Below are 21,445 nucleotides of genomic sequence, written 5' to 3' on the forward strand. Positions count from 1 at the left end.
CCTCCTAGTTTTTTCGATCAATAATAAAAACCTTAATCGGTGAAATAAGCATTGCCACGACCACCGCCGCGAATCCTCCTGTTGCCAATCCGTTCATTCCATGGTTTACCCCAAGAAGAATCAGAGTGAAACCGATCATGGTGATGATAAATGCAACGGTTAATGCCCCTGCATTCGTTTTCCAGAAACTTTTCTTTTCCATTCTATTTATCTCCATTTCTACAGACCAAACACCAGGAATAAGAACAGGCCAATTGCAATGGTGGCCGGAATGGTGAAGGTCAGCATAATTTTCAGCACTTCACCTTCTTTGCCCAGACATCCAGCGGTGGTGGTTCCCAGAATAATCTTGCTCGGGCTCACTGCAGCACCGATCGCACCGCCTGCGGTCTGTGCCCCCAATACCGCCGGTGCATTCACACCCAGCAGAGAAGATGTAGTCATCTGGAAGTCTCCGAACAGAATGTTGGAACTCATGTTGCTGCCGGTCATAAATGTTCCCAGCAGTCCGATGAACGGCGCGAGGATCAGGTATTTATTGCCCAGCACGCCGGCAATTCCCTGAGACAGAACGACGGTCTGTCCGGTTCCGGACATAATCTTGGACATGATTACCAGTCCGATTACTGCCATTCCGGATGGCATGGTCATGGTAATGGAGCGGCCGAAAATCGCCTTGGTTCCGCCGGCCTGAATCCAGCCGTGCTTCTTGTAGTATGCCAATCCGATTACTGCAGACAGGAACAGGAACATGCTGGCATGGGTAAACGGAACAATCGGCGAGAACGCATCGGAGGCCGCATTGACGAAGCCGTATCCGGTGGATGTTTCCGGAACGGAAATGCTCAGCTGAACCTTGCTCAAGAATGCATTGATTGGTGCAACCGTCAGCACGATGATGGTCATCAGGGACAGCAGTACGTACGGTACGAATGCCTGTACCAGTGTCATATCCTTCGGTGCATCCAAGGTCTCTCCGGTGCTCTCGGTGCGAACCATAATCTTGGAATCTTCGATTCTCCACTCATCCCGGTACATCTTCATCCTTCCCATCAGCATGAGAACGACCAGACAGATAACAGCCGGAACGAAGTTGCTCAGTGTGGTGTTCACCTGGCTCAGCACCAGCTCACCGCCGCCACCGATAATCGTCATTACCAGCACAGCCGGAAGCCCCTTCTTTACAGCCTTTCCTTTTCCGTACAGCCAGCAGATGATAATGCCGGTCACGAAATCCCATACCAGCAGGAATACCGCTGCCCAGAATGCCGCCCTGTAATATTCCAGACTGCCTGCCTGAACACCGGCGGATACCGTCAGAGAGTCCCACGCGGCACCCAAGGTACCGAAGGTATTTCCCCATGCCTGACCCAGCAGCGGAATAACGATAGCATACATCGGCGCCACGCCGATACCAATCAGAAGCGGTGCGCCTACTGCAACCGGTACACCGAATCCGGTAATGCCCTGCAGGAAACTTTCGAAAATCCAGCCCATCGCCAGTACCAGCAGCAGTTCATTCGGCAGCAGCTTGCTCATGCCTTCTTTGATGACAATGAACGCTTTTGCCTCATCGCCCACCTGGTACATGAGAATCGCCGTCCAGATAATCAGGAGGATGACTAACGCACTCCAGATTCCTTTGGCACTCTCCACCGCGATGGTGGTAATGTCCGCCTTATACACCAGCAGACCGGAAAAAATCGTAATAAGCAAGCCAACCGGGGCTGCCTCGGTGGCGCCCCAGTGAAACTTGATCATTAATACGATTAATACGATAATCGGCAGAAACGCCATTATCCATGTCAAGAAATTTACAGGTATATTCATATTGAAAGTACTCCTCTTTTTCTCAAATCTCGTATTATGGTAAAAGCAGAATTATCTGTGGATGACGGTTCCAGTCTCTCCATTGATACCTTCTTTTGCCTTCTCGAGGAGTGTGATCAACGCATTTCTGCCTTCTCCGGATTCTGCGAAACGGATTGCCGCTTCTACCTTTGGAAGCATGGAGCCCTTTGCAAACTGTTCCTCAGCAATGTACTCCTTTGCCTGATCTACAGTCAAATCTGCCAGCCATTCCTGGTTTTCCTTACCCCAGTTAATAGCAACCTTCTCCACAGCTGTGAGAATTACCAGATAATCGGCACCGAAAGTGGATGCCAGCAAGCTGCTTGCGTTGTCCTTATCGATAACGGCACGCGCACCGACCAGTGCACCGTCCCGATCCACAACCGGGATACCGCCGCCGCCGCAGGTGATTACGATGTGACCGGCTTCGAACAGAGTTTTGATGGTTCCAAGTTCACAGATTCTCTTTGGCATTGGAGAAGCAACCACCTCTCTGTAACCTCTTCCGGCATCCTCTACCACAGCAACGCCCTGAGCTTCCAGCTCATCCGCTTCTTCTTTGGTCAGGAAACGTCCGATCGGCTTGGTCGGATTCTTGAAGGCATCGTCATTCTCATCCACCAATGTCTGAGAAATAATTGTGGAAACCTTCTTGTCGATTCCTCTCTTCTTCAGTTCATATTTGATTGCATTCTGCAGATCGATTCCGATATATCCCTGGCTCATTGCGCCGCAGGATGCCAGCGGAACCTCTCCGTACTGGTGATTGGATCTTGCCAGCATATCCATTGCATTCTGAATCATGCCTACCTGTGGTCCGTTTCCGTGAGTGACAATCAGATCATGACCCTCTTCAATCAGGTCCACAATTACACCGGCAGTGTGAGCAACCGCTTTCCGCTGCTCTTCTACGTTATTTCCCAGTGCATTTCCCCCCAGTGCGATGACAATTTTCTTGCCCATTATTTAGTCCTCCATATACTCTGATATACGCAGCGGCCTGATTTCTCAGGCCGCCACAGTAGCTTCTTTAAATTAGATTATTCCTCAAAACCCAACTTCTTTGCATAAGCCAGAACGGCCTTCTGGAATGCTTCAATCGGCGGATGTACCGTACCGGCACCAATCTGACCGAATCCCGCAATCTTGTGGGCGATACCGGTGTTGATAACCGGAGTAATTCCCTTTTCCACAACCAGTCTTGCATCAATACCCAGGCAGGTACCTCTGAAGTTCCAGTTCGGAATGATGTAGTTCGGATTTCTGTCGATGGTGATTTCGGTCATTTCGTTGCTGGTGTTCAGCGCATCTTCATAGCCGCCTGCACCGACGAACCGGGTTACAGCCGGAGCTGCGATCATTGCCATTCCACCGACACCAACGGTTTCGGTAATTGCACTGTCGCCGATATCCGGGCAAGCATCCTCGCCGTCATAACCGGTGAAGTACAGACCCTGCGGTGTATTTACCGGACCGGTGAACCATTCGTCTCCCATTCCGGCGATACGGATACCGAAGTTTACGCCATTTCTGCACATTGCAGTAACAACGGTTCCGTCGGTCAGCGTTCTCGCACCGTCCATGATTGCCTTACCGGTTGCCATCATGATGTTCAGGAAGAACTGATCGGTGTCTGCCAAGAACTTCATTACGGAAGATTTCTCATCCTGCGGCATATCCATGTCGGTGATAATCGGTGCCATTTCCTTATAGAAGCACAGGGACGCAGCAATATTTCTCTGGTGGAACTCGTCGCCCATTGCGATTGCCTTTGCAATCAGCGGATTGATTGCCAGACCTCCATCCAGGGAACGAATCGCTCTTCCCAGTGTTGGTCCCAGTACATCTCTCATCCATCTCAGGCGGTTTACAACCTCTTCAGAGTATGCACCGAAACGCAGTACCTTTCCGATACCTTCGTTCATCTGGCAGTATGCGTAGTTGCCATCGGTTTCGTTCTGAACAACGAATACCGGCATGTTCTGTGTAGTGATTCCGCCCATCGGACCTACTGCGTTGCAGTGGTGGCATGGAACGAACTGAATCTCACCGGACTCCAGGAGCTTACGAGCATCTGCTTCGTTGTCTGCCCACTCCTCGAAGAGCACTGCACCAACGCAGGAACCCTGTACGGTTGCCGGCATATCCTTGTATTCAATCGGCGGACCTGCGTGCAGGATTACCTTTCCGTTGTTTTCGTTCAGCTGCGGAATTACCGTCTTTGCCGGAACGTTGTCTTTCAGTACCGGCTGAGCAGCAACGACCTTTGCGATTACCTTGCGGTTTGCTTCGTCGATATCGAATCCTTCGTAATTTCTCAGGAAGTTCAGAGCCTTAATCAGAGTGATATCTCCGCCTGCCGGTGGCATCCAGTCGTACTGTACCACATCGCAGCCGAATTTCTCGGTTACTTCTGCAAAGCTCTTCAGACCGATGTTGATAACCTTTGGCTTGTTGGAGAGCATCTTCACCAGCTTTTCGGAAGGTGCGGATACTTCGCACTCTCTTACCTGCTTCGGACGAGTTTCCTTCTGTTCCGGAATGAAATCGTATCCGATTGCCTGAAGTGCAGTCTTTGCAGCCAGCATGTTGGTTTCCGCCACAATTACGCCGGCTTCCTTCAGCTTTGCAACGGATTCGTCGTAACCCTGGAAGTCGTTTCTGGTTCCGCATACTTCTGCAACGAAGAATACATTTCTGTTCTGAGCAGCAGCCTTTTCCTGCAGGCTCTTTACTGCCGGAATCAGTGCTCCGGCCATGTCTTCGTGAGAACCGTATCCCAGTACCACGTCGAACAGGATGACACCGGTGCTTGGATCGTCCACAGCCTCTTCCATGCACTCTACTCTGGTTCTCGGATCGATCATTGGATGCGGCTTACCCTGTGTGTAAACGTCATCGCCCAAGTCGATTACCACGTTGCCGTCTGCGTTCAGCTTGAATCCTTCCTGATGAGCGCAATCCTGCAGTCCCAGTGCTTCTTTAATCAGCATTGCAGATTCTCCGGCCAGAGTACCGCCGGAATAGTATGCCTTGATGGTCTTCTTGTCTTCCTTCTTGAAGAACCGGCTTCTGTCGCAATCAACAGTTCCCTCTTCTACCTTCTGACCTCTTACCAGGCTTACTGCCAGGCGAGCACACTCATCCAGCGTATAGGTCTGATAGAATCCCTCTTCGTAATATTCCGGCTTCTCGCCCAGGAACAAGCATACAACCGGCTTCTTGCAAACGCTCAGTCTTGCAGCAACCTTATCTGCCACTTCCTTTGCCGGTGGTTTGGAGATAACAACCAGCACCTTAACGGTCTGATCCTCTTCCATGGCATCGATTACATCCAGCATTGTGGTTCCGCCTACCTCTGCAGACAGATCTCTGCCGCCGGTTCCGATTGCGTTGGTAACGCCCTCGCCCAGACGGTCAATGATGGTGGTCAGTTCCTGAATTCCGGTACCGGATGCACCGATGATTCCGATGGAACCCGGGTTAACGGTGTTGGTAAAAGCAATCGGAACGCTCTGGATGATTCCGGTTCCGCAGTCCGGTCCCATAACAACCAGGCCCTTCTCGTGCGCCTTATCCTTAATCTTCTTCTCATCTTCGATGGTTACGTTGTCGGAGAACATGAACACGTTCATGTCTTCGTCCAGTGCTCTCTCCGCTTCCAGTGCGGCATATGCACCCGGAATGGAAATAACTGCCAGATTGGCATCCGGCATCTGAGCCAGAGCCTGATCCCAGGACTTTGCTGCCTGAGCACCCTGCTTCTTCGCATCGGCGCTTCCTTCTTTTGCGAAGTACTCGTCTACTCTCTCCATCAGTGCGTCCAGAACGCTTTCCTCTTCCACGTCTGCAACGACTACCATGTCGTTCGGCGTAGCTGCCATCAGTTCTTCTGTTTCCAGGCCGCCCTGCTTGAAGATGTCCTTGTTCGCAGGAGTTGCCATCATGATGGAAACCTTGTTCACACCCTCAACGGTGGAAACTTCATTGGTCAGAAGCATCAGAGTTACAGAATCGTGATAGCTTCCGGCTTTAACGATTGTCTTTAACATTAAATCTCTCCTTGTTTATCTGTAAAAAAGTTACGGCTTCAATGTTATCTATAATTAGTCCGCAAAACGATTCTTATGATCGTATCTGTCAAAATGTACCGGTTCCCCCTTCAGGTATTCCACCAGTTCATCCGCTACGTCCACACCACCGGTTGCGTACGCTTTATCCATTCTCATTTTTGCTCTCTCGCCCGGATAATTTACCTTATCGAATCCCGGAGCCGGCTTGATTTCGCCGATTTCGTCCAGGCAAGCGGACATGGTCTTCATGAACTGATCTGCGCCGCAGAATCTTTCCGGATCGATAACGATATGCATCTGACCCAGTCTTCTGCCTTCGGACAGATCGTGATACATGGAGCTTACGTGACCGCCGAACGGAACACCCAGCAGAATTCCGGAGAAGATGTCTACCATCATCATCAAACCATATCCCTTTGCACCTGCGATTGGAACCAGAGCGTTCACCTTGTGCGGGTCGGTAACCGGAGCACCGTGCTCATCTACTGCCCAATCTGCCGGAATCTCCTGATGCTTGGATCTCTTGTCCAGAATCTTTCCCCATGCCTGTACGGTTGTTGCCATGTCGAATACAACCGTACGATCGTCTGCAGTCGGTGCTGCAAAAGAAATCGGGTTGGTACCATAGTAAGGTTCTGCGCCGCCGTAAGGAACTGCCATCGGATCGGACTGGCAGAAAGAAATTGCGCACAGGCCCTCATCCGCAGCCATTTCAGTGTAGTAACCGATGGAACCGCTGTGAGACAGATTGCTCATTCCCACTACTGCAATACCGTTTTCCTTCGCCATCTCGATGGCCTTCTTCATACCTTCTTTTGCAACAACGAAGCCAATGCCGTTGTCACCATCCAGAATTCCGGAGCAAGGTCCGGTCTGCTTCCAGGTAATGTTTGGTTCAACAGTAATGCCACCCTTGAAGATTCTCTCGCTGTAATACTCTACACGAACCGCGCCGTGGGAATAATAACCTCTCTCATGTGCCCACATCAGAATTTCTGCAGTGGTTTCCGCATGGTCTTCGTGCAGACCTGCCTGCATGAGTTTACCCTTCATCAGGCCTTTCAGTTCTTCTCTCGATAATTTCACTTATGATACCTCCCATTATTCGGGAATCTCTTCCCAATGCAATTTGTTTTTATTGACATCCGGGCCTGCCTGCGCAAGCCCGGATTAACGTCTTTAGAATTGAACTAGAGCTCAACGTCTCTGTTGCAGTCCTTAGAGTAGATGTAGATGAAGTCCTCGGTACCTACGCCATAGCAAGCCTGCGGTACATAGGAATCCATGAATACGTAGTCGCCCTTCTGCAGCGGAATCCACTCGTCGTCCAGACGATACATTCCCTTACCCTGCAGGAAGTACATTCCGTGCTCCTGGATGTGAGTTTCCATGTATCCGTGGCTTGCACCCGGTTTGAACTTCAGCAGATGCATGTTCATATCGAAACCGAAATCCTCTGCAGCCGGCAGGAAGTCCTTGCTGTGGCAGTTTGCCATGCCTTCATACTCTTTCCACTCGGTGTCGTTGATGTTGGCAACAACGGTGTGTGCGCTGAGACCTTCCAGTGCAGCGTATCTTCTTCTGTAGATGTATACGAACGCATCCTCGTCGCTGTTGTTAACGAAGCTGAATGGCTTATCTGCCGGAGAGTAGATGTAACCACCCTCAGTAAGCTCTGCTTCCTCATCTGCATTCTTAACGGTCAGCTTTCCGTTAATTACATACAGGAAGGACTCGATGCCGTTTCCGCCGATGGCGTCGTTCTTGCCGCCCGGATGAACGGTGGAAATGTAATCTGCGAAATCTGCGCCCATTGCCGGGGAACCCAGAATTGTGGTGTCACAGTTTTCATATCCCGGGATTGCATTCTTTACGATGCCGTCCGGTTCCAGAATGACGTAATTCTCTTTCTTGCATACGGATCTAGTGGACAGCAGTGTTTCTCTGTAGCCAGTGTTGTTGTTCAGATAACTCATTGAAATAACCTCTCTTTCATTATCTCTGTTAAAAAATGTTACGTTGAATCCTTTCCGCGGTTTTCTTTTTTCAAACCGCAAGTGGTCAACCAATTTTTACAATTCAATTGTGCCACCTTTCAACCCATTTTGCAAGCTATTATTTAATTATTTTTGCACTAAAATTTGGACAACCTATTTTTAATATGAGGTTCTTTTCTCTTTAAACCCCTTGTTTTTCAACATATTGTATAGTTTTACAGTTTTCCCCCTATTCTTCGTTGCCGGAACCATTTTTTCGAACTATTTGACAATTACCGTTGAAATGGAGTAAAATTCCGAAGAAGAAACATCATAAAAATTTATAGGTTTACTAAAAATAACGTGCTGATGATTTTTTTACAAATTCTCGGCATATCGGGAGGACATTTCTATGCTTCAGAAACAAATTATTGATTTTTCGGAGTTCGCGTCATACGATTTCACAAAAAAAGCCACCGTATATCACGAGGATTCCGTCTCTCCGAAGGCCGTTCTGCTGTATTTTCACGGCGGCGGACTCCTTTACGGGAACCGGGAGGACCTGCCGGAAAAACACCTGCGTACTTTTACCGAGAAAGGATATGTGATTGCCGCAATGGATTACCCTCTCGCTCCGGCGGTGACCCTTCCGGGAATTCTGGAGGATGTGCTGGATTCCGTCAACCGCTATGAAGAAGTGCTGACCGCCGCCGGATTGGTCACGGAGGACGAAACGCAGAATACTTTTATGCCGGGAGAGATTCCGTATTTTCTGTGGGGACGCTCCGCCGGCGCCTACCTGGCACTTTTGACCGGCGCCTCGGAAAAGCTTGCCGTCAAACCTGCCGGCATTCTGTCCTATTACGGATACGGCTTCCTGACGGACGGGTGGTATGATGCTTCCAGTCTCTGGTATAATTCCCTACCGGAAGTGCCGGAAAGCTGTCTTCGGGCGATTCCTTCGGAACCCCACTGCACCGGTCCGCTGGAAACCCATTACAGCGTATACGTGTACGCCCGGCAAAAGGGACTTTGGAAGGATCTAATCTACAGCGGCCGGGAGAAATTCTTCTTTATCGACTACTCCCTCCGGCTCAAGGACAGGATTCAGGCTCCCCTGTTCTGTGCCCACAGTACCGGAGATAACGATGTGCCCTTCACGGAATTCAACGCGCTTTCATCCAAATATCGGCCGGAGAAATACATCGCCGCCGCCGGGGATCATGACTTCGACCGAGACGAGGACAGTCCTTTCACCGATGAATTGCTGAACGCCACGATACAATTTATGGAAAAAAATCTGTAAAAAAAGAACGACCGTGCAGGGACAGCCGTACCGCTCCTGCATGGTCTTTTTATTTGGTATTCTCACTTCATTTCATTTTCGATTTTTCTGCCCAGAGTTTATCTGCCACCGGATCCCAGTTTTTCGCATAAGCGACGGTCTTTCCGCAGAAATGCTCTGCACTTTCCGGAGATTCCAAATCCGTCGAGTGCGCGCCGGATTCCTTTACCATTTTCGGCAGTTTGTCCGGATTCTCCAGCATCGGACACGGTTTCAGGTAATTATCGTTGAACGGCATATTTCTGTGGTATGCCATGAACAACGGACTCTGCATAGCCTCCAGCAATGTTTTTTCCCGAATATTCGAATCCGAGTAGTGAATGAAGGCACACGGATCGATGTCGCCGTTCGCATTGATGTGAAGATATCTTCTTCCGCCGGCAATGCATCCGTTAACGTATTCGCCGTCATTCTGGAAATCGATGATGAATAATGGGTTTTCCGCACGATACTTCCGTACGCGGTTCATGGTTTCCACACGCTGTTCCGGTGTTGGCAGCAGCTCCGGCGAAGCATCATTTCCCACCGGCATGTAGTGGAAGAACCAGGTGAAGAAAGCGCCCACATCCTTCAAGCTGTCCAGAAATTCCTTCGATGTAATGGATTCGAAGTTGGCACTGGTGTAGCAGCAGGAGAATCCAAACGGAAGCCGGTTGCGGCGAAGAACATCGCAGGCATGCATTACCTTATCGTATACGCCCACGCCTCTTCGACTGTCTGTCGCCTCACTGAAACCTTCAATTGAAATGCACGGGATAAAATTTTTCACCCGAAGCATCTCTTCGGCAAATTCATCATCGATCAGCGTGCCGTTTGTAAAAGCAAGAATCACGCAGTCATCGTGCTTCTCGCACAGCTTGATGATATCCTCCTTTCGTACCATCGGTTCTCCGCCGGTCAGAAGATAGAAGTACACGCCCATATTCTTCCCCTGACACATGATATCGTCCAGTTCCTCCAGGGAAAGGTTCAGCTTGTTACCGTATTCCGCCGCCCAGCAACCGGTGCAGTGCAAGTTGCAGGCACTGGTCGGGTCCATCAGAATTGCCCACGGAATGTTGCAGTCTAATTTATTTCTGAGTTCGTCTTCTCTCTTCCATCCGGCCAGACATGCGTTCAGGAAAAAGTTTCCCAGAAGTGTCTTCGCCACATCCGGATTGATGTCGTTGATAATATGAGTAATATACTTCTGGTAAGGACTGTTTTTGTCCTCCAGCTCTTTCCGAATTGCTCTTCTCGCTCCGACAAAATCGTCTCCCGCAAACTTATCTGCCCAGTCCATAATCTTCATAAGATTCTTATCCGGATCCTTATATGCCATATCAATCGCCCGATCCAGACCAAATTGTTCTAATGAATGTACGAGTTTCATGATTTCTACCTCCTAGCAGTTCTTTTAATAATTCTCTTATCTCTTGTCATGATTCTATCGCACTTTATCATTAATTTAACTAGACAAAAAAGTGAAAGTGTTCGAATTCGAACACTTTCACCTAAATTGCCTAAAAAGGCCACCGCACATATATGCGATAGCCTTTTTAGGGTTGCAGATTTCTCTGCAGGTGTATGAAAAAATGATTTTTGATGGCTTATTTTTTCTCCAAGACAGTTCCTTTGCGGAAACCTTCTACAGACTTCATGTTCTTCATCAGCAGATAATATACGATGCCGGTCGGAATCGTTGCCGTGAAGAAGGACAGGTCTACGTTCAGCAGTCCGATTACCGCACCGATTACAGTAGCGATAATTGCTGCCATATTCACACCCTTCTTGGATCCGTTGTCGTCATACAGATCTTCCAGCTGCTCTTCGGTGAACTTTCTTCTGTGAAGAATGAAGAAATCCACAATCAGAACGGCAAAAATCGGAGCGAAGAATGCGGAGTAAATCTTAACGAACAGGGACAGACCTGCTGCGGAGCTGTCATTGGTCAAAATCCATGGGCATGTTGCAACAGCCAGGATACCGATCAGGATAACCGCTGTCTTATGCTTCATCTTGAAAGTGTCCATAAATACGTATGCCGGCGGAATAACGTTACTTGCCAGGTTGGTGGACAGCTGTGCAAAGATGATGAATGCCAGTGTTACAACCAGGATGGCTTTGTTGTCTACCATTTCCGCAAAAGCGTTGATCGGGTTTGCAATACCGGTTGCAGTGGAAGCCATCGCACCGATGATTCCCAGCATTACGGTAGCCGGTACCATTGCCATGAAGTAAGAGAAACCTCTTACCGGTGCGCTGTAGCCCTGCTTCATCTCTCTGGAGTAGTCCGAAGCGTTCAGCATTACGGTTGTACTGTTTCCAAAGAATGCGATGATTGCAGCAACAAACGGCAGACCCCAAGTTCCGGACTTGTTCATCAGGTTCGTGGAAATCACATCCCACTGTGTGGTCAGGCAGATGTACAGCAGGTAAATCATTGCGAAAACGATTACGGTTCCGCCGATGTTTCCAACCCACTTTGCACCCTGGAATCCCTTGATGGACAGCAGAATCTGTACCACCTGGAATACGATGAACCACAGCCAAATATTGTCATAACCGAAAATCAATTTAACGATGTTGTTGATTGCGGCACCACCCAGCCATGTCTGGTATCCGTACCATACGATAGCCGGAAGACCTCTCAGCATGGAAGGAAGAATGTTACCCTTCGTTCCATATGCACTCTTCAAGTGAACGGAATACGGTGCACCGGTGGTGTAACCGAACTGGTCGTTCATTGCGATACCGATTACCAGAATAGTGGAACCGATCAGCACTGCCAGGAAGAGCTGCAGGAGGTTCAGTCCTGTCTCCATCTGTGCAGATCCCATTGCCAGCGTTCCAATGGAAATACATCCACCCAGCCACAGCATGGTGTTGGATCCCCAATTCATCGTTCTCTTTTCCCAAGGAATCGGGCGAATGCTGTCGTCCTGTTTCTTCTGGACAACTTCCTGATTCTTTTCGTTGCTCATTGCTTAATCTCCTCAAATAAAATCATACATATTTAATTTCCGTCCCCTGAAAGGAAATCGGTAAATTACTGAATCGGTGTTACGTACTCGCCGTAACCGTTTGCTTCTTCCAGATACTTGCCATCCTTCGCAACTACCCGGCCGCGGATAATGGTGCAGGTCGGTGTACCCTTGCCCTCGAAACCGTCGAAGCAGCTCACGTGACCCTTTGTGTACAGCTTATCCTGTTCGCACTTCCATTCTTTTTCCGGATCCAGAATTACAACGTCACCGTCGAATCCCAGTTCAAATGCACCCTTGCGTCCGTAGAATCCGAAAATCTTCGCCGGGTTGTAGTCCATGACCTTTGCAATCAGCGTTGGGCTCAGATTCTTCTGATGAACTACCATGTCGAACATCATCGGCAGGAAGTACTGAATGGAGTTCAGACCGCCCCATGCCTTCCAGATGTCTCTGGTCTCATTGTCCTTTTCCTCATCGGCTGCCGGAGAGTGGTCACTACCGATGCAGGACAGGGTTCCGTCCAGAACGTAATCCCACAGCTTTTCCATATCCTCTTTCTTTCTCATCGGAGGAGTGCACTTTGCCGGAGCTCCTTTTTCAAAAACAAAATCTTCGGTGAGTCCCAGGTAGTGCGGGCAAGTCTCTGCGGTAATCGGCAGACCTTCGTGCTGCGCATCCTTCACCACCTGTGCAACCATCGGATGGCTGACATGGCAGATATGAACTCTTCCGCCGGTTGCTCTTGCCATATCGATGACATTTTTTGTTGCTACATACTCGGTCCATACATCGTGAGAATCCAGGAATGCACGGATCTTTTCATCTCTGCTCAGGCCTTCCTTTGCCTTCGCTTCTTTTTCCATTTCCAGAACCTGGCCGTACTCTTCACAGTGGAAACCGCACAGCGCATTGTATGGCTTCAGGATTTCCAGCGCCTTCCGAACATTTCCCAGATTCACGGTTGGGAACAGCGGTCCGTTCGGGCAGGTAAATCCCTTAAATGCAGCAACGCCCAGCTTCTGAAGATCTTCCAGATCTGCCATATTATTCTTTACCGAATCCGGAGCATCATCGAAGTCTCCTACCAGACCACCCCAAAGGCCGAAGTCCACATAGGAATGCTTGCTGATTTTGCCCATCTTCATATCAAAAATTTCTTTGTTCATCAGAGATGGATCGTTGTTCAGCGGCATATCAATTAACGTGGTGCAGCCCGCAACAACTGCGGCTCTGGAACCGGTTTCGAAATCTTCTCTGTACTCGAATCCAGGCTCATTCAGATGCGCATGGCAATCGATGATTCCCGGGAATACCAGGTTTCCCTCTGCATCGATTACTTCTTTTGCGTCCACTTCCGTGCCCGGTGCCAGGAATGCTGCATACTTTCCATCCTGAATTGCGATTTCCGCTTCAAAAATGCGGTCCGGTGTTACGAGACGACCGTTTTTGATTAAAAGATCATACATAATATCTCTCCTTCTATTAATTCTGAAATCGGAATTAATATCTTTTTAATAGGGGTTAAAATTTAGGTCAACCCATATTTAATATATTTCACATAAATAATACATGAATTACACATTGAATGCAACACCTTAAAAGCTTTCCTTTTCATACAATTTGTTTTCTATTTTTAAAGAAATAGTTTAATTGTTGAATTCTTTTAATAATTCGTTTTTTCAATATCTATCATCGGTTTTGGCCGTTCTTGTAATAGCGAATAATAGAAAAACGAACCCGATTCGCATCACTGCAAATCGGGTTCGTTTTCTTATATATGTCAAATGCCTATGGATGTCTATTTGTCAAAGATGGTTCCGGTACGGAACGGAGCCGCACTCTTCATGACCTTCATCAGAATGTAGTATATAACACCGGTCGGAATCAGGCTGACATACCAGGACAGATCCATTACGAATACGGAAGTCAGAGATCCCAGTACGATAGCGATTACTGCCGCCCAGTTGATGCCCTTGAACGGACCTTCCTTATCATACATCAGGTTGATATCCAGCTGACTCTTTCTGAGAATGTAGTAGTCTACCACCATTACGGCGAAGATCGGTCCCAGGAATGCAGAGTAGAACTTGGTGAACAGGGACAGTCCGGCAGCGGAGTCCGCAGTTACCAGCTTCCACGGCATTACGCATACGGAAAGGATACCAACCAGAATGGTTGCGTGAGTCCACTTCATCTTGAAGGACTCCATCAGAACGTATGCCGGCGGAACGATGTTGTTCAGTACGTTTGTCGTAACCTGTGCAAATGCAATGAACAGGAGGGTTACAACAGTCAGGAACTTGCTTCCCATGGTTGTGGAAAATACCACTACCGGATCGGAATTTCCGGTTGCAGCGGTTACCAGCAATCCAATCAGACCCATGAACAGGGTTACCGGCAGAATTGCGATGGCATAAATGCTTCCGGTCTTAACCGGGCGAATTTCATCCTTCAGATTTCTGGAATAGTCCGAAGCGTTGATAATCATTGTGGAATAGATGCCCAGGAAGGAAGTGGTCGCTGCCCAGAACGGCATTCCCCAAGTTCCCTTAATTCCGGCGAAGGAAGAACTGATATCTACCGCGAACTTCGTATTTACAATGTACAGCATGTACGCAAGAATTGCAACGATGAATACGCAGGAGAAGTTCTCCAGCCATTTAATTCCGTGGAATCCCTTAATTGCCAGGGAAACCTGCAGGATTGTGAACAGTGCAAAGATTACCGGAAGATTGTCGAATCCCCACAGAATCTTGAAGCAGCTGTTGATGGCACCGGCACCAACCCAAGACTGGAAGCCGAACCATACGATTGCCGGAAGGCCACGCAGCACGCCCGGTATTTTTACGCCGGCGGTACCGAAAGAAGATCTCAGCTGCACGATATACGGAATTCCATATTTGTGTCCGCAGTTACCGATCAAAACCAGCGCAACGGCGATTACCAGACAGCCGATTGCCATGGCGAGAATAGCCTGGGTAATGGTCAGCACACCGATCAGGCTGGCACCCATGGAAAAGGTTCCGATGGATACACAACCGCCCAGGAAGGACGCGGTGTAGGACAGGGAACCCATGATTCTCTCCTTGGTCGGCTGCAAATCCTCGTGGACATTTGCAACCAGCTCCGGGTTCAAATTCTTGTTTTCTACAATACTCATACTTTAAATCTCCTTAATTAATATCATCAAATCCTAGCGGATTCGCTTAACCAGTTCACCGGTGCCCTTTGCACCAACAACTTTTCCATCCTCTGCCATCACATTTCCTCTCAGGATGGTGCATACCGGCAGGCCCTGTCCCTTCAGACCAACGAATGCGGAAATCGGGTTCACATAGAGCAGAGAGTCTGCGGTGATTTCCCATTCTTTATCCGGATCGATGATTACCAGGTCGGCATCGAAGCCCGGCTTGATATCACCCTTCTTGCCGTAGAGTCCAAATGCCTCCGCCGGAAGTTTTGCCCAAGCGTTTGCGAGAGAGCAAGGATCCACTCCTCTCTTTACAACACCTTCGGAGAAGATGGCCTGTACGCAGCTCTGAATTCCGCTGATTCCGCCCCATACATCGAATACGTTTTCGATTTTGTTTCCGAGAATCTCGTTGAACTTCTCGTCATAAGAGCATGGGGAGTGGTCGGATGCCAGTCCGGCAAACGTTCCGTTTTCTACATATTCCCACATTCCTTCGCGAGCATCCTCCGAACGGAGCGGCGGTGCGCATTTGAACATCGGTCCGTTGTCCAGGGTATCCTGATCCACAAAGGTCAGGTAATGGCCGCAGGTTTCTGCAGAAATCGGATAACCTTCCATCTGAGCTTCAAATACCTTTTCGGCTACTGCCGGGTGGCTGATGTGACAGATGTGCGCACGGCATTCCAGCTCTTCTGCCATGGCAATGACCGCTTCGGTGGCAACCATTTCAGCGGCAACGGTTCTGGAATCCAGGAATCCCTGCCAATCCAGTCTGCCGGCTTCCTTCATTGCCTTTTCGCCTTCTTTAATCATGCTGTAGTCTTCACAATGGAATCCGGCCATTCCGCCAAAACCCTTGATAATCTTCATTGCTTCGTATGCCTGTCCGTATGTCAGGGAAGCATAATCCGGGGATACCGGTCCCAGGAAGGACTTAAATGCTACAACGCCCTTCTCATCCAGTGCTTCCAGCTGATCGAAATTATCCGGAACAAGTCCGCCCCAGAAGCAATAGTCTGAGAACGCATTCGGACTAACCTTTGCTTCTTTCTTGTCGAAAAGCTCCGGTGTGGTCAATGCCGGCTCGTTCTGAAGCGGCATATCGATTACAGTGGTATATCCTCCCAGAATCGCCGCTGCCGTACCGTGTTCGTAGTCTTCTCTCCATTCGTATCCCGGATCGTTCAAGTGTGCATGAGTGTCGATTGCGCCCGGGAAGACGAATTTCCCCTGTGCATCGATTACTCGAGTCGCTTCCGGTTCTTCCCCAACTGCCAGGATTGCGGCGATTTTTCCATCTTTTACCGCAACATTTCCTTCTTGCACCAACTCCGGTGTTACCAGCTTACCGTTCTTAATCAGCAGATCATACATAATACAATCCTCCTTCTAAAAAGATCAATATCTTCAACCTGAATGAGGTCGTCCTTTTCCCTCATCCGATTTTGCCGCCTATAAAAATTTCTAACGGCTTATTTAAAAATTTCAAAATTCGGTCAACCAAATTTTAATTTTCTGATGTTTATATTTTACATGAGTGATTTCGATTAATCAATAGAAATGTGTTATTTTTGTGATATTAATCATTCCAAAAAATGAATACCACCTTCACATTTCATTAAGTTTTTTTATATTTTGATTTTTCCCCTACGGAATGGTACTATAAGCATAGTTGAATTATTCAAAAAAGAAACTAACATTACGAAATAAATTGAAAGGGCAATCGCAACATGAATACTCCTACTCGCATCGATGCGCTGAAAACTTCTGATTCGATTCTTCGCCGCTTTAAAAAGATTCAGGACCACGGTTCTCCTTACCGGGGGCGGGTCCATTCCGTATATCGGCACACCATCAATCTGCAGTTTCCGGACGCTTTGCTGGCATTGCAGTGTGCGGATTCTCCCTTGTCGCCCATCAGCCTGAGCCTACCTCTGAACGGAAGTCAGATGGACGCACTTTCGGTGACACAGAATGCGCCTTGTTTTGTATATCCGGATCACATTGAAATCCACTGCAAGGATTCCCTGATTCTCATTCATGTTGAAAATGCCACCGCACATTATTCCGCATCCATTTCCCACGTCGCCATCGGCAGCACGTTTCGTGATTGCATCGACAAGGTGATTCAGGAATCCGGCAAAAGCGGATTTGCTTACATCTTCAACGATGACCCTCACCTAAAAGGAGATTTCATTCTCCAAGGTGCCCGTAAGTACATTGAGGAAACGGAAGAGTTTCTTCAGAACGAAGAACCGGAAAAGGCCGCTATCTCTCTGGGACGCATTTTGGGACTAGGGACCGGCTTGACACCTTCCGGCGATGATTTTCTCTGTGGCGTGCTGGCCATGCTCCAGACGACGGGGCAGGATAAAATTCCTTTTACACGGATGCTCCACCGGCGGATTCAGCAGAATCTGTTCGCCACCAACGATATCAGCGGCGAATTTCTCCAGTCCGCGCTGCGGGGAGAATACAGCGAGCCGGCGATTCACCTGCTGCAGGCGGCCGACCGCGGAATCGGCGAAATTACCGGTTATGCCAAATCCTTCCTGCACATCGGCCATTCTTCCGGCATCGACACACTGTGCGGAATGCTGTGGGTACTGGACAACTTTACCCGTTAAAGTTGAAATGTGAATTCTTTGTGTTTTTTTGAAAATGTGTCAACCGATTTTCAGAAAATGTGATACAATGAACTTGCCTAATAAATCAACCAAATAAATTCAAATGAAAGGAAGTAGGATTATGAGTCTGATTGAAATGATGGAAAATCGTCGCAGTGTCCGTGCATTCAACAGCGAACCGGTTACCGACGAGGAACTCAACAAAATTCTCCAGGCTGCAATGCTTGCTCCGAACGGAAAAGGACTGAAGCCGTGGTCTTTCGTCACCATTCGGGATGAAAAGACACTGAGAGATCTGGTAAACTGCCGAAAGGGCGGTGCCAAGATGCTGGAAACCGCAACCGCTGCGATTGCAGTATATTCCGACAGTGATGTCACCGACACCTTCATCGAGGACAGTTCCTTGGTTATGGGGTGGATGCATTTGATGGCGTCCGACTTGGGACTGGGCAGCTGCTGGTTGCAGCTGAGACTCCGTCCGTCCAACGAGGAAGGCGTTTCTGCGGAAGAATTCGTGAATCGCCGCCTGGGTGCACCGGACAACCAGAATGTGGAAGCACTGCTGGTCATGGGTCACATCGACGAGGCCCCGACTGCACACGAGCTGCCGGAGCTGCCTTGTGACAAGGTGCACGCCGAGAGATGGTAATTTCTCTACAGGAGTTTTACCAGCCATTGAATTTATCAAGCCAAAAAATCGCCTGCCGAACTGTGCATACGGCAGGCGATTTTTTCTTTTCACGTTATAAACGGTTACAGCATTTTCCGAACCGGAGTTCCGTTCATCCATTCTGTGATGTTCTCGAAAACCATTTCCGCACGTCGGTCGATGGATTCTCTGGTATCAAAGCCCACATGCGGTGTGCATACCAGATTCGGAACGCCCAGCAGCGGATGATCTTCCGGCAGCGGCGGATCCTTCTCAAATACGTCGGTTCCCGCCTTGATTCTCCCCTCTTTCAGCGCCGCCGCCAGTGCATCCGTGTCCACCACCGGACCTCTGGACGTGTTAATCAAAATTCCGCCCTGCTTCATGGCACCGATTTCCTCCGCACCAATCAGACCGCGAGTTTCCGGTGTCAGCGGCGTGTGTACGGATACGATATCCGCCTTCGCCATAACATCCTTCAAAGGCATGTATTCGATACCCAGTTCCTTTGCCTGCGGCTTTTCACTGCGGCTGTAGCCGATCAGCTTGCATCCGAATACTTTGAAGATTTCCGCCGTTCTGCAGCCGATGGCACCGGTTCCCACGATGCCCACGGTCTTGCCGGCCAGCTCGTGGCCCTGCAGTCCCGCTTTGCCGCCTCCGGCCTGTACCGAAGCGTCCCCCGCAGTAATATTTCTCAGGCAATCCAGCGTCAGTCCTACGGCCAACTCTGCCACCGCATCGTTGCAATAACCGCCGGTATTGGAAATCAGAACGCCTTTCTCCTTGCAGGCTTCCACATCCACGTGATCGATACCCACAAACGCCACCGAAATCATTTTCAGATTCTCGTCTGCTCGGATGACGTCTCCCGGCAGCGGATGGTTCGCGATAATCAGCACCTCCGCATCTCCGGCTCTTTCAATCAGTTCCTGCGTATCCGTGGTCACCGTGTCATATGCGGTAAAAGTATGTCCCTCTGCAGTGAGCTTTTCCGACAACGCGGACAGCGTCTCCTGCGAAATTCCGAGGGGTTCCATGAGAACAATTTTCATAATCTGCCTCCTTATGCTTTCAATAAAACTAGGGTCATTATAGCACAGTTCCCCGAAAAGGTTAACCGATTGGGCCGTCCTACACTTATTAATCCTTCTTATGCGTTTGCGGAAAAAAATCACAATCTTTTATAAAAAATAGGTTGACTTATTTTTAATCATTTGTTATTATAATAGCGAAATTAGTTGAAACTTCTCCTTTCATACTAATGATAGAATCTCGAAGGCTTACCAGTAGAAACCCTTCGAAACATAACCATGCGAAAGCAACCTTTCTTTTAACAGACAAAACCCGGGATGCCAGTACATCCCGGGTTTTGTTGTTGCCGCAAAACAAAACACCCGGGACGCATTCGTCCCGGGTTTCGTTCTGCAATCGCACACGTACACTATCGAACTCTATTTCTCGCTCATAATCTCCACAATGGTCTTCTCGGTGCCCACCATTCCGGGCGACGCAATCCGCCCCATGTTTCTCATGGTTTCCTCCGGCGTTTTCCCGTTAATTCCATGGATATCCTCAATTGAAATCCCGGCCATCGCCAGATCTGCCGATCGAAATGCCGCATCGCAAGCCGCAATTCCCTTCATGGCGCATCCGTGATTTCCGCCGTCACAAATCATTCCGGTAATGCTGGACGCCATATTCCGAAGGCATTTGTCCATTTCCGACACCCCGCCTCCGTTCATAAAAACAAGTCCGCAGGCCATCCCGCTTCCGGCTGCGATCGCACAGCCGCAGAATGCGGAAAGTCGTCCGGAATATTCTTTGATATACATGCAAATCAAATAGCTCAGCGCTGTCGCCCGACACAGCTCGGTCTCCGACAGCCCCCGAATCTTTGCTACTCCGTACAGCGGCATGGTGGCGATAATTCCGTGGGCACCGGAACCGGTAATGCTCATGGCCGGTGCATCCAAGCCAATCACTCGAGATTCAATGGCACCGTTGCACAGAAGGGATGCCGTCGCCGACTCGTTCTCCGAGAAGAGCGCATCCCCGTTGGCCTCCAATAAATAGTGAAGATACGGCGTCCGGTCGCTGTCCATCCCCTTTCGGAACAGCTCCATGTTCATGGCAAAAGCATCCCGAATGAATGCAATCTCTTCCGCCGGAACGGTTTCCACGTATTCCAACATTTCCCGGAGGGTATACCGATGAATCAGCGGAACCGCTTCCCCTTCGGTCTCCTCCGGTGCCTCGGGCGCCTCTGCACGGCAACCTTCTTTTTGGCCGAAAACCACCTCTCCGTTCACCTCCACCCACAAGATGTTGGTGTGAGAATCCCGGATTTTTACCGTGGCCGTGCCGGATTCCGTCTGAACCGTGGCTTCGATATGGATTCGGCTGGAAATTTCGGACATCTCCGCATGCACCCGATTCTGTGCCACCAAATTCTCTGCCTTCCGGTTGTCTTCTTCTGTCACGTCGCGCAGGCTTTCCAGCCCAAGCTCCGGCTTACCGGCCACCACTCCCAATGCCGCCGAATACAGATTCCCGTAATGACTGCTGTTGGGGATTCCGCAGGTGAAGGCGTTTTTGTACATGCCGCTGTTCATCCGAAGGGTGACCTCCCGGATGTCGCCGGTCAGATAGGATGCCGCCGTGGAGACGGCAAACGCAATGGCGCCCGGCTCCGTCACGCCCAGCGCCGGTTTCATGTCGTTTCGAATCAATTCAGTTAATGGATGCATACACGTTCCCTCCTT

16 protein-coding genes are annotated in these 21,445 nt (G+C 49.3%); 3 read left to right on the forward strand and 13 right to left on the reverse strand.

Translation table 11 applies throughout. The features are described 5' to 3' along the window. Nucleotides 1-4 precede the first annotated feature (4 nt). The 6 genes from PUE40_RS02650 to allE all read right to left on the reverse strand — a co-directional run bounded on the left by PUE40_RS02650 (nucleotide 5) and on the right by allE (nucleotide 7,900). Nucleotides 5-202, reverse strand: coding sequence for a hypothetical protein (locus tag PUE40_RS02650; protein WP_154553974.1), 198 nt, complete (start codon nucleotides 200-202; stop codon nucleotides 5-7). Between the two features lie 17 nt (nucleotides 203-219). Next, nucleotides 220-1,830, reverse strand: coding sequence for an L-lactate permease (locus PUE40_RS02655; protein WP_154553973.1), 1,611 nt, complete (start codon nucleotides 1,828-1,830; stop codon nucleotides 220-222). 51 nt (nucleotides 1,831-1,881) lie between these two features. After that, nucleotides 1,882-2,814, reverse strand: a complete 933-nt coding sequence (gene arcC, locus PUE40_RS02660; RefSeq protein WP_154553972.1) for a carbamate kinase — start codon at nucleotides 2,812-2,814, stop codon at nucleotides 1,882-1,884. Between the two features lie 77 nt (nucleotides 2,815-2,891). Continuing rightward, a complete protein-coding gene (locus tag PUE40_RS02665) occupies nucleotides 2,892-5,903 on the reverse strand; it encodes a bifunctional FdrA/YlbE family protein (protein WP_154553971.1) in 3,012 nt (1,003 codons plus the stop codon). A 54-nt stretch (nucleotides 5,904-5,957) separates the two neighbouring features. After that, nucleotides 5,958-7,010: an ureidoglycolate dehydrogenase gene (allD, locus tag PUE40_RS02670; protein WP_277671826.1), complete on the reverse strand. Its 1,053-nt coding sequence runs from the start codon at nucleotides 7,008-7,010 to the stop codon at nucleotides 5,958-5,960. 104 nt (nucleotides 7,011-7,114) lie between these two features. Next, nucleotides 7,115-7,900: a (S)-ureidoglycine aminohydrolase gene (gene allE / locus PUE40_RS02675; RefSeq protein ID WP_154553970.1), complete on the reverse strand. Its 786-nt coding sequence runs from the start codon at nucleotides 7,898-7,900 to the stop codon at nucleotides 7,115-7,117. A gap of 412 nt (nucleotides 7,901-8,312) precedes the next feature. Here allE and PUE40_RS02680 point away from each other — a divergent pair, with 412 nt between their 5' ends. Then, complete coding sequence (locus tag PUE40_RS02680) at nucleotides 8,313-9,206, forward strand: alpha/beta hydrolase (protein WP_277671827.1); 894 nt, start codon at nucleotides 8,313-8,315, stop codon at nucleotides 9,204-9,206. 67 nt (nucleotides 9,207-9,273) lie between these two features. On the opposite strand, the gene PUE40_RS02685 is transcribed toward PUE40_RS02680, so the two are convergent. From PUE40_RS02685 to allB (PUE40_RS02705), 5 genes are all read right to left on the reverse strand, one after another. After that, nucleotides 9,274-10,617: a radical SAM/SPASM domain-containing protein gene (locus PUE40_RS02685; RefSeq protein ID WP_277671828.1), complete on the reverse strand. Its 1,344-nt coding sequence runs from the start codon at nucleotides 10,615-10,617 to the stop codon at nucleotides 9,274-9,276. A 217-nt stretch (nucleotides 10,618-10,834) separates the two neighbouring features. Then, nucleotides 10,835-12,208, reverse strand: a complete 1,374-nt coding sequence (locus tag PUE40_RS02690) for an NCS1 family transporter (RefSeq protein WP_277671829.1) — start codon at nucleotides 12,206-12,208, stop codon at nucleotides 10,835-10,837. Nucleotides 12,209-12,273: 65 nt separating this feature from the next. Beyond that, nucleotides 12,274-13,677 carry an allantoinase AllB gene (gene allB / locus PUE40_RS02695; RefSeq protein WP_277671830.1) on the reverse strand — a complete coding sequence of 468 codons (1,404 nt, stop codon included), beginning with the start codon at nucleotides 13,675-13,677 and terminating at the stop codon, nucleotides 12,274-12,276. A 332-nt stretch (nucleotides 13,678-14,009) separates the two neighbouring features. Further along, nucleotides 14,010-15,371 carry an NCS1 family transporter gene (locus PUE40_RS02700; RefSeq protein WP_154553965.1) on the reverse strand — a complete coding sequence of 454 codons (1,362 nt, stop codon included), beginning with the start codon at nucleotides 15,369-15,371 and terminating at the stop codon, nucleotides 14,010-14,012. A gap of 33 nt (nucleotides 15,372-15,404) precedes the next feature. After that, on the reverse strand, nucleotides 15,405-16,778 hold the full coding sequence (gene allB / locus PUE40_RS02705) for an allantoinase AllB (protein WP_277671831.1): 1,374 nt from the start codon (nucleotides 16,776-16,778) through the stop codon (nucleotides 15,405-15,407). A gap of 356 nt (nucleotides 16,779-17,134) precedes the next feature. On the opposite strand from allB (PUE40_RS02705), the gene PUE40_RS02710 reads away from it, so the two are divergent. Together PUE40_RS02710 and PUE40_RS02715 are read left to right on the forward strand one after the other, a co-directional pair. Next, entirely contained in the window at nucleotides 17,135-18,031 is an 897-nt protein-coding gene (locus tag PUE40_RS02710; protein ID WP_277671832.1) for an oxamate carbamoyltransferase subunit AllH family protein, read from the forward strand. Nucleotides 18,032-18,152: 121 nt separating this feature from the next. After that, nucleotides 18,153-18,680, forward strand: coding sequence for a nitroreductase family protein (locus PUE40_RS02715; RefSeq protein ID WP_206157294.1), 528 nt, complete (start codon nucleotides 18,153-18,155; stop codon nucleotides 18,678-18,680). A 104-nt stretch (nucleotides 18,681-18,784) separates the two neighbouring features. On the opposite strand, the gene PUE40_RS02720 is transcribed toward PUE40_RS02715, so the two are convergent. Both PUE40_RS02720 and PUE40_RS02725 read right to left on the reverse strand, forming a co-directional pair. Further along, nucleotides 18,785-19,735, reverse strand: coding sequence for a 2-hydroxyacid dehydrogenase (locus PUE40_RS02720; RefSeq protein WP_277671833.1), 951 nt, complete (start codon nucleotides 19,733-19,735; stop codon nucleotides 18,785-18,787). A gap of 399 nt (nucleotides 19,736-20,134) precedes the next feature. After that, complete coding sequence (locus tag PUE40_RS02725; protein ID WP_277671834.1) at nucleotides 20,135-21,430, reverse strand: L-cysteine desulfidase family protein; 1,296 nt, start codon at nucleotides 21,428-21,430, stop codon at nucleotides 20,135-20,137. Nucleotides 21,431-21,445 lie beyond the last annotated feature (15 nt).

The sequence above is a fragment of the Mogibacterium kristiansenii genome (assembly GCF_029224645.1).
GTDB classification, from domain to species: domain Bacteria; phylum Bacillota; class Clostridia; order Peptostreptococcales; family Anaerovoracaceae; genus Mogibacterium_A; species Mogibacterium_A kristiansenii.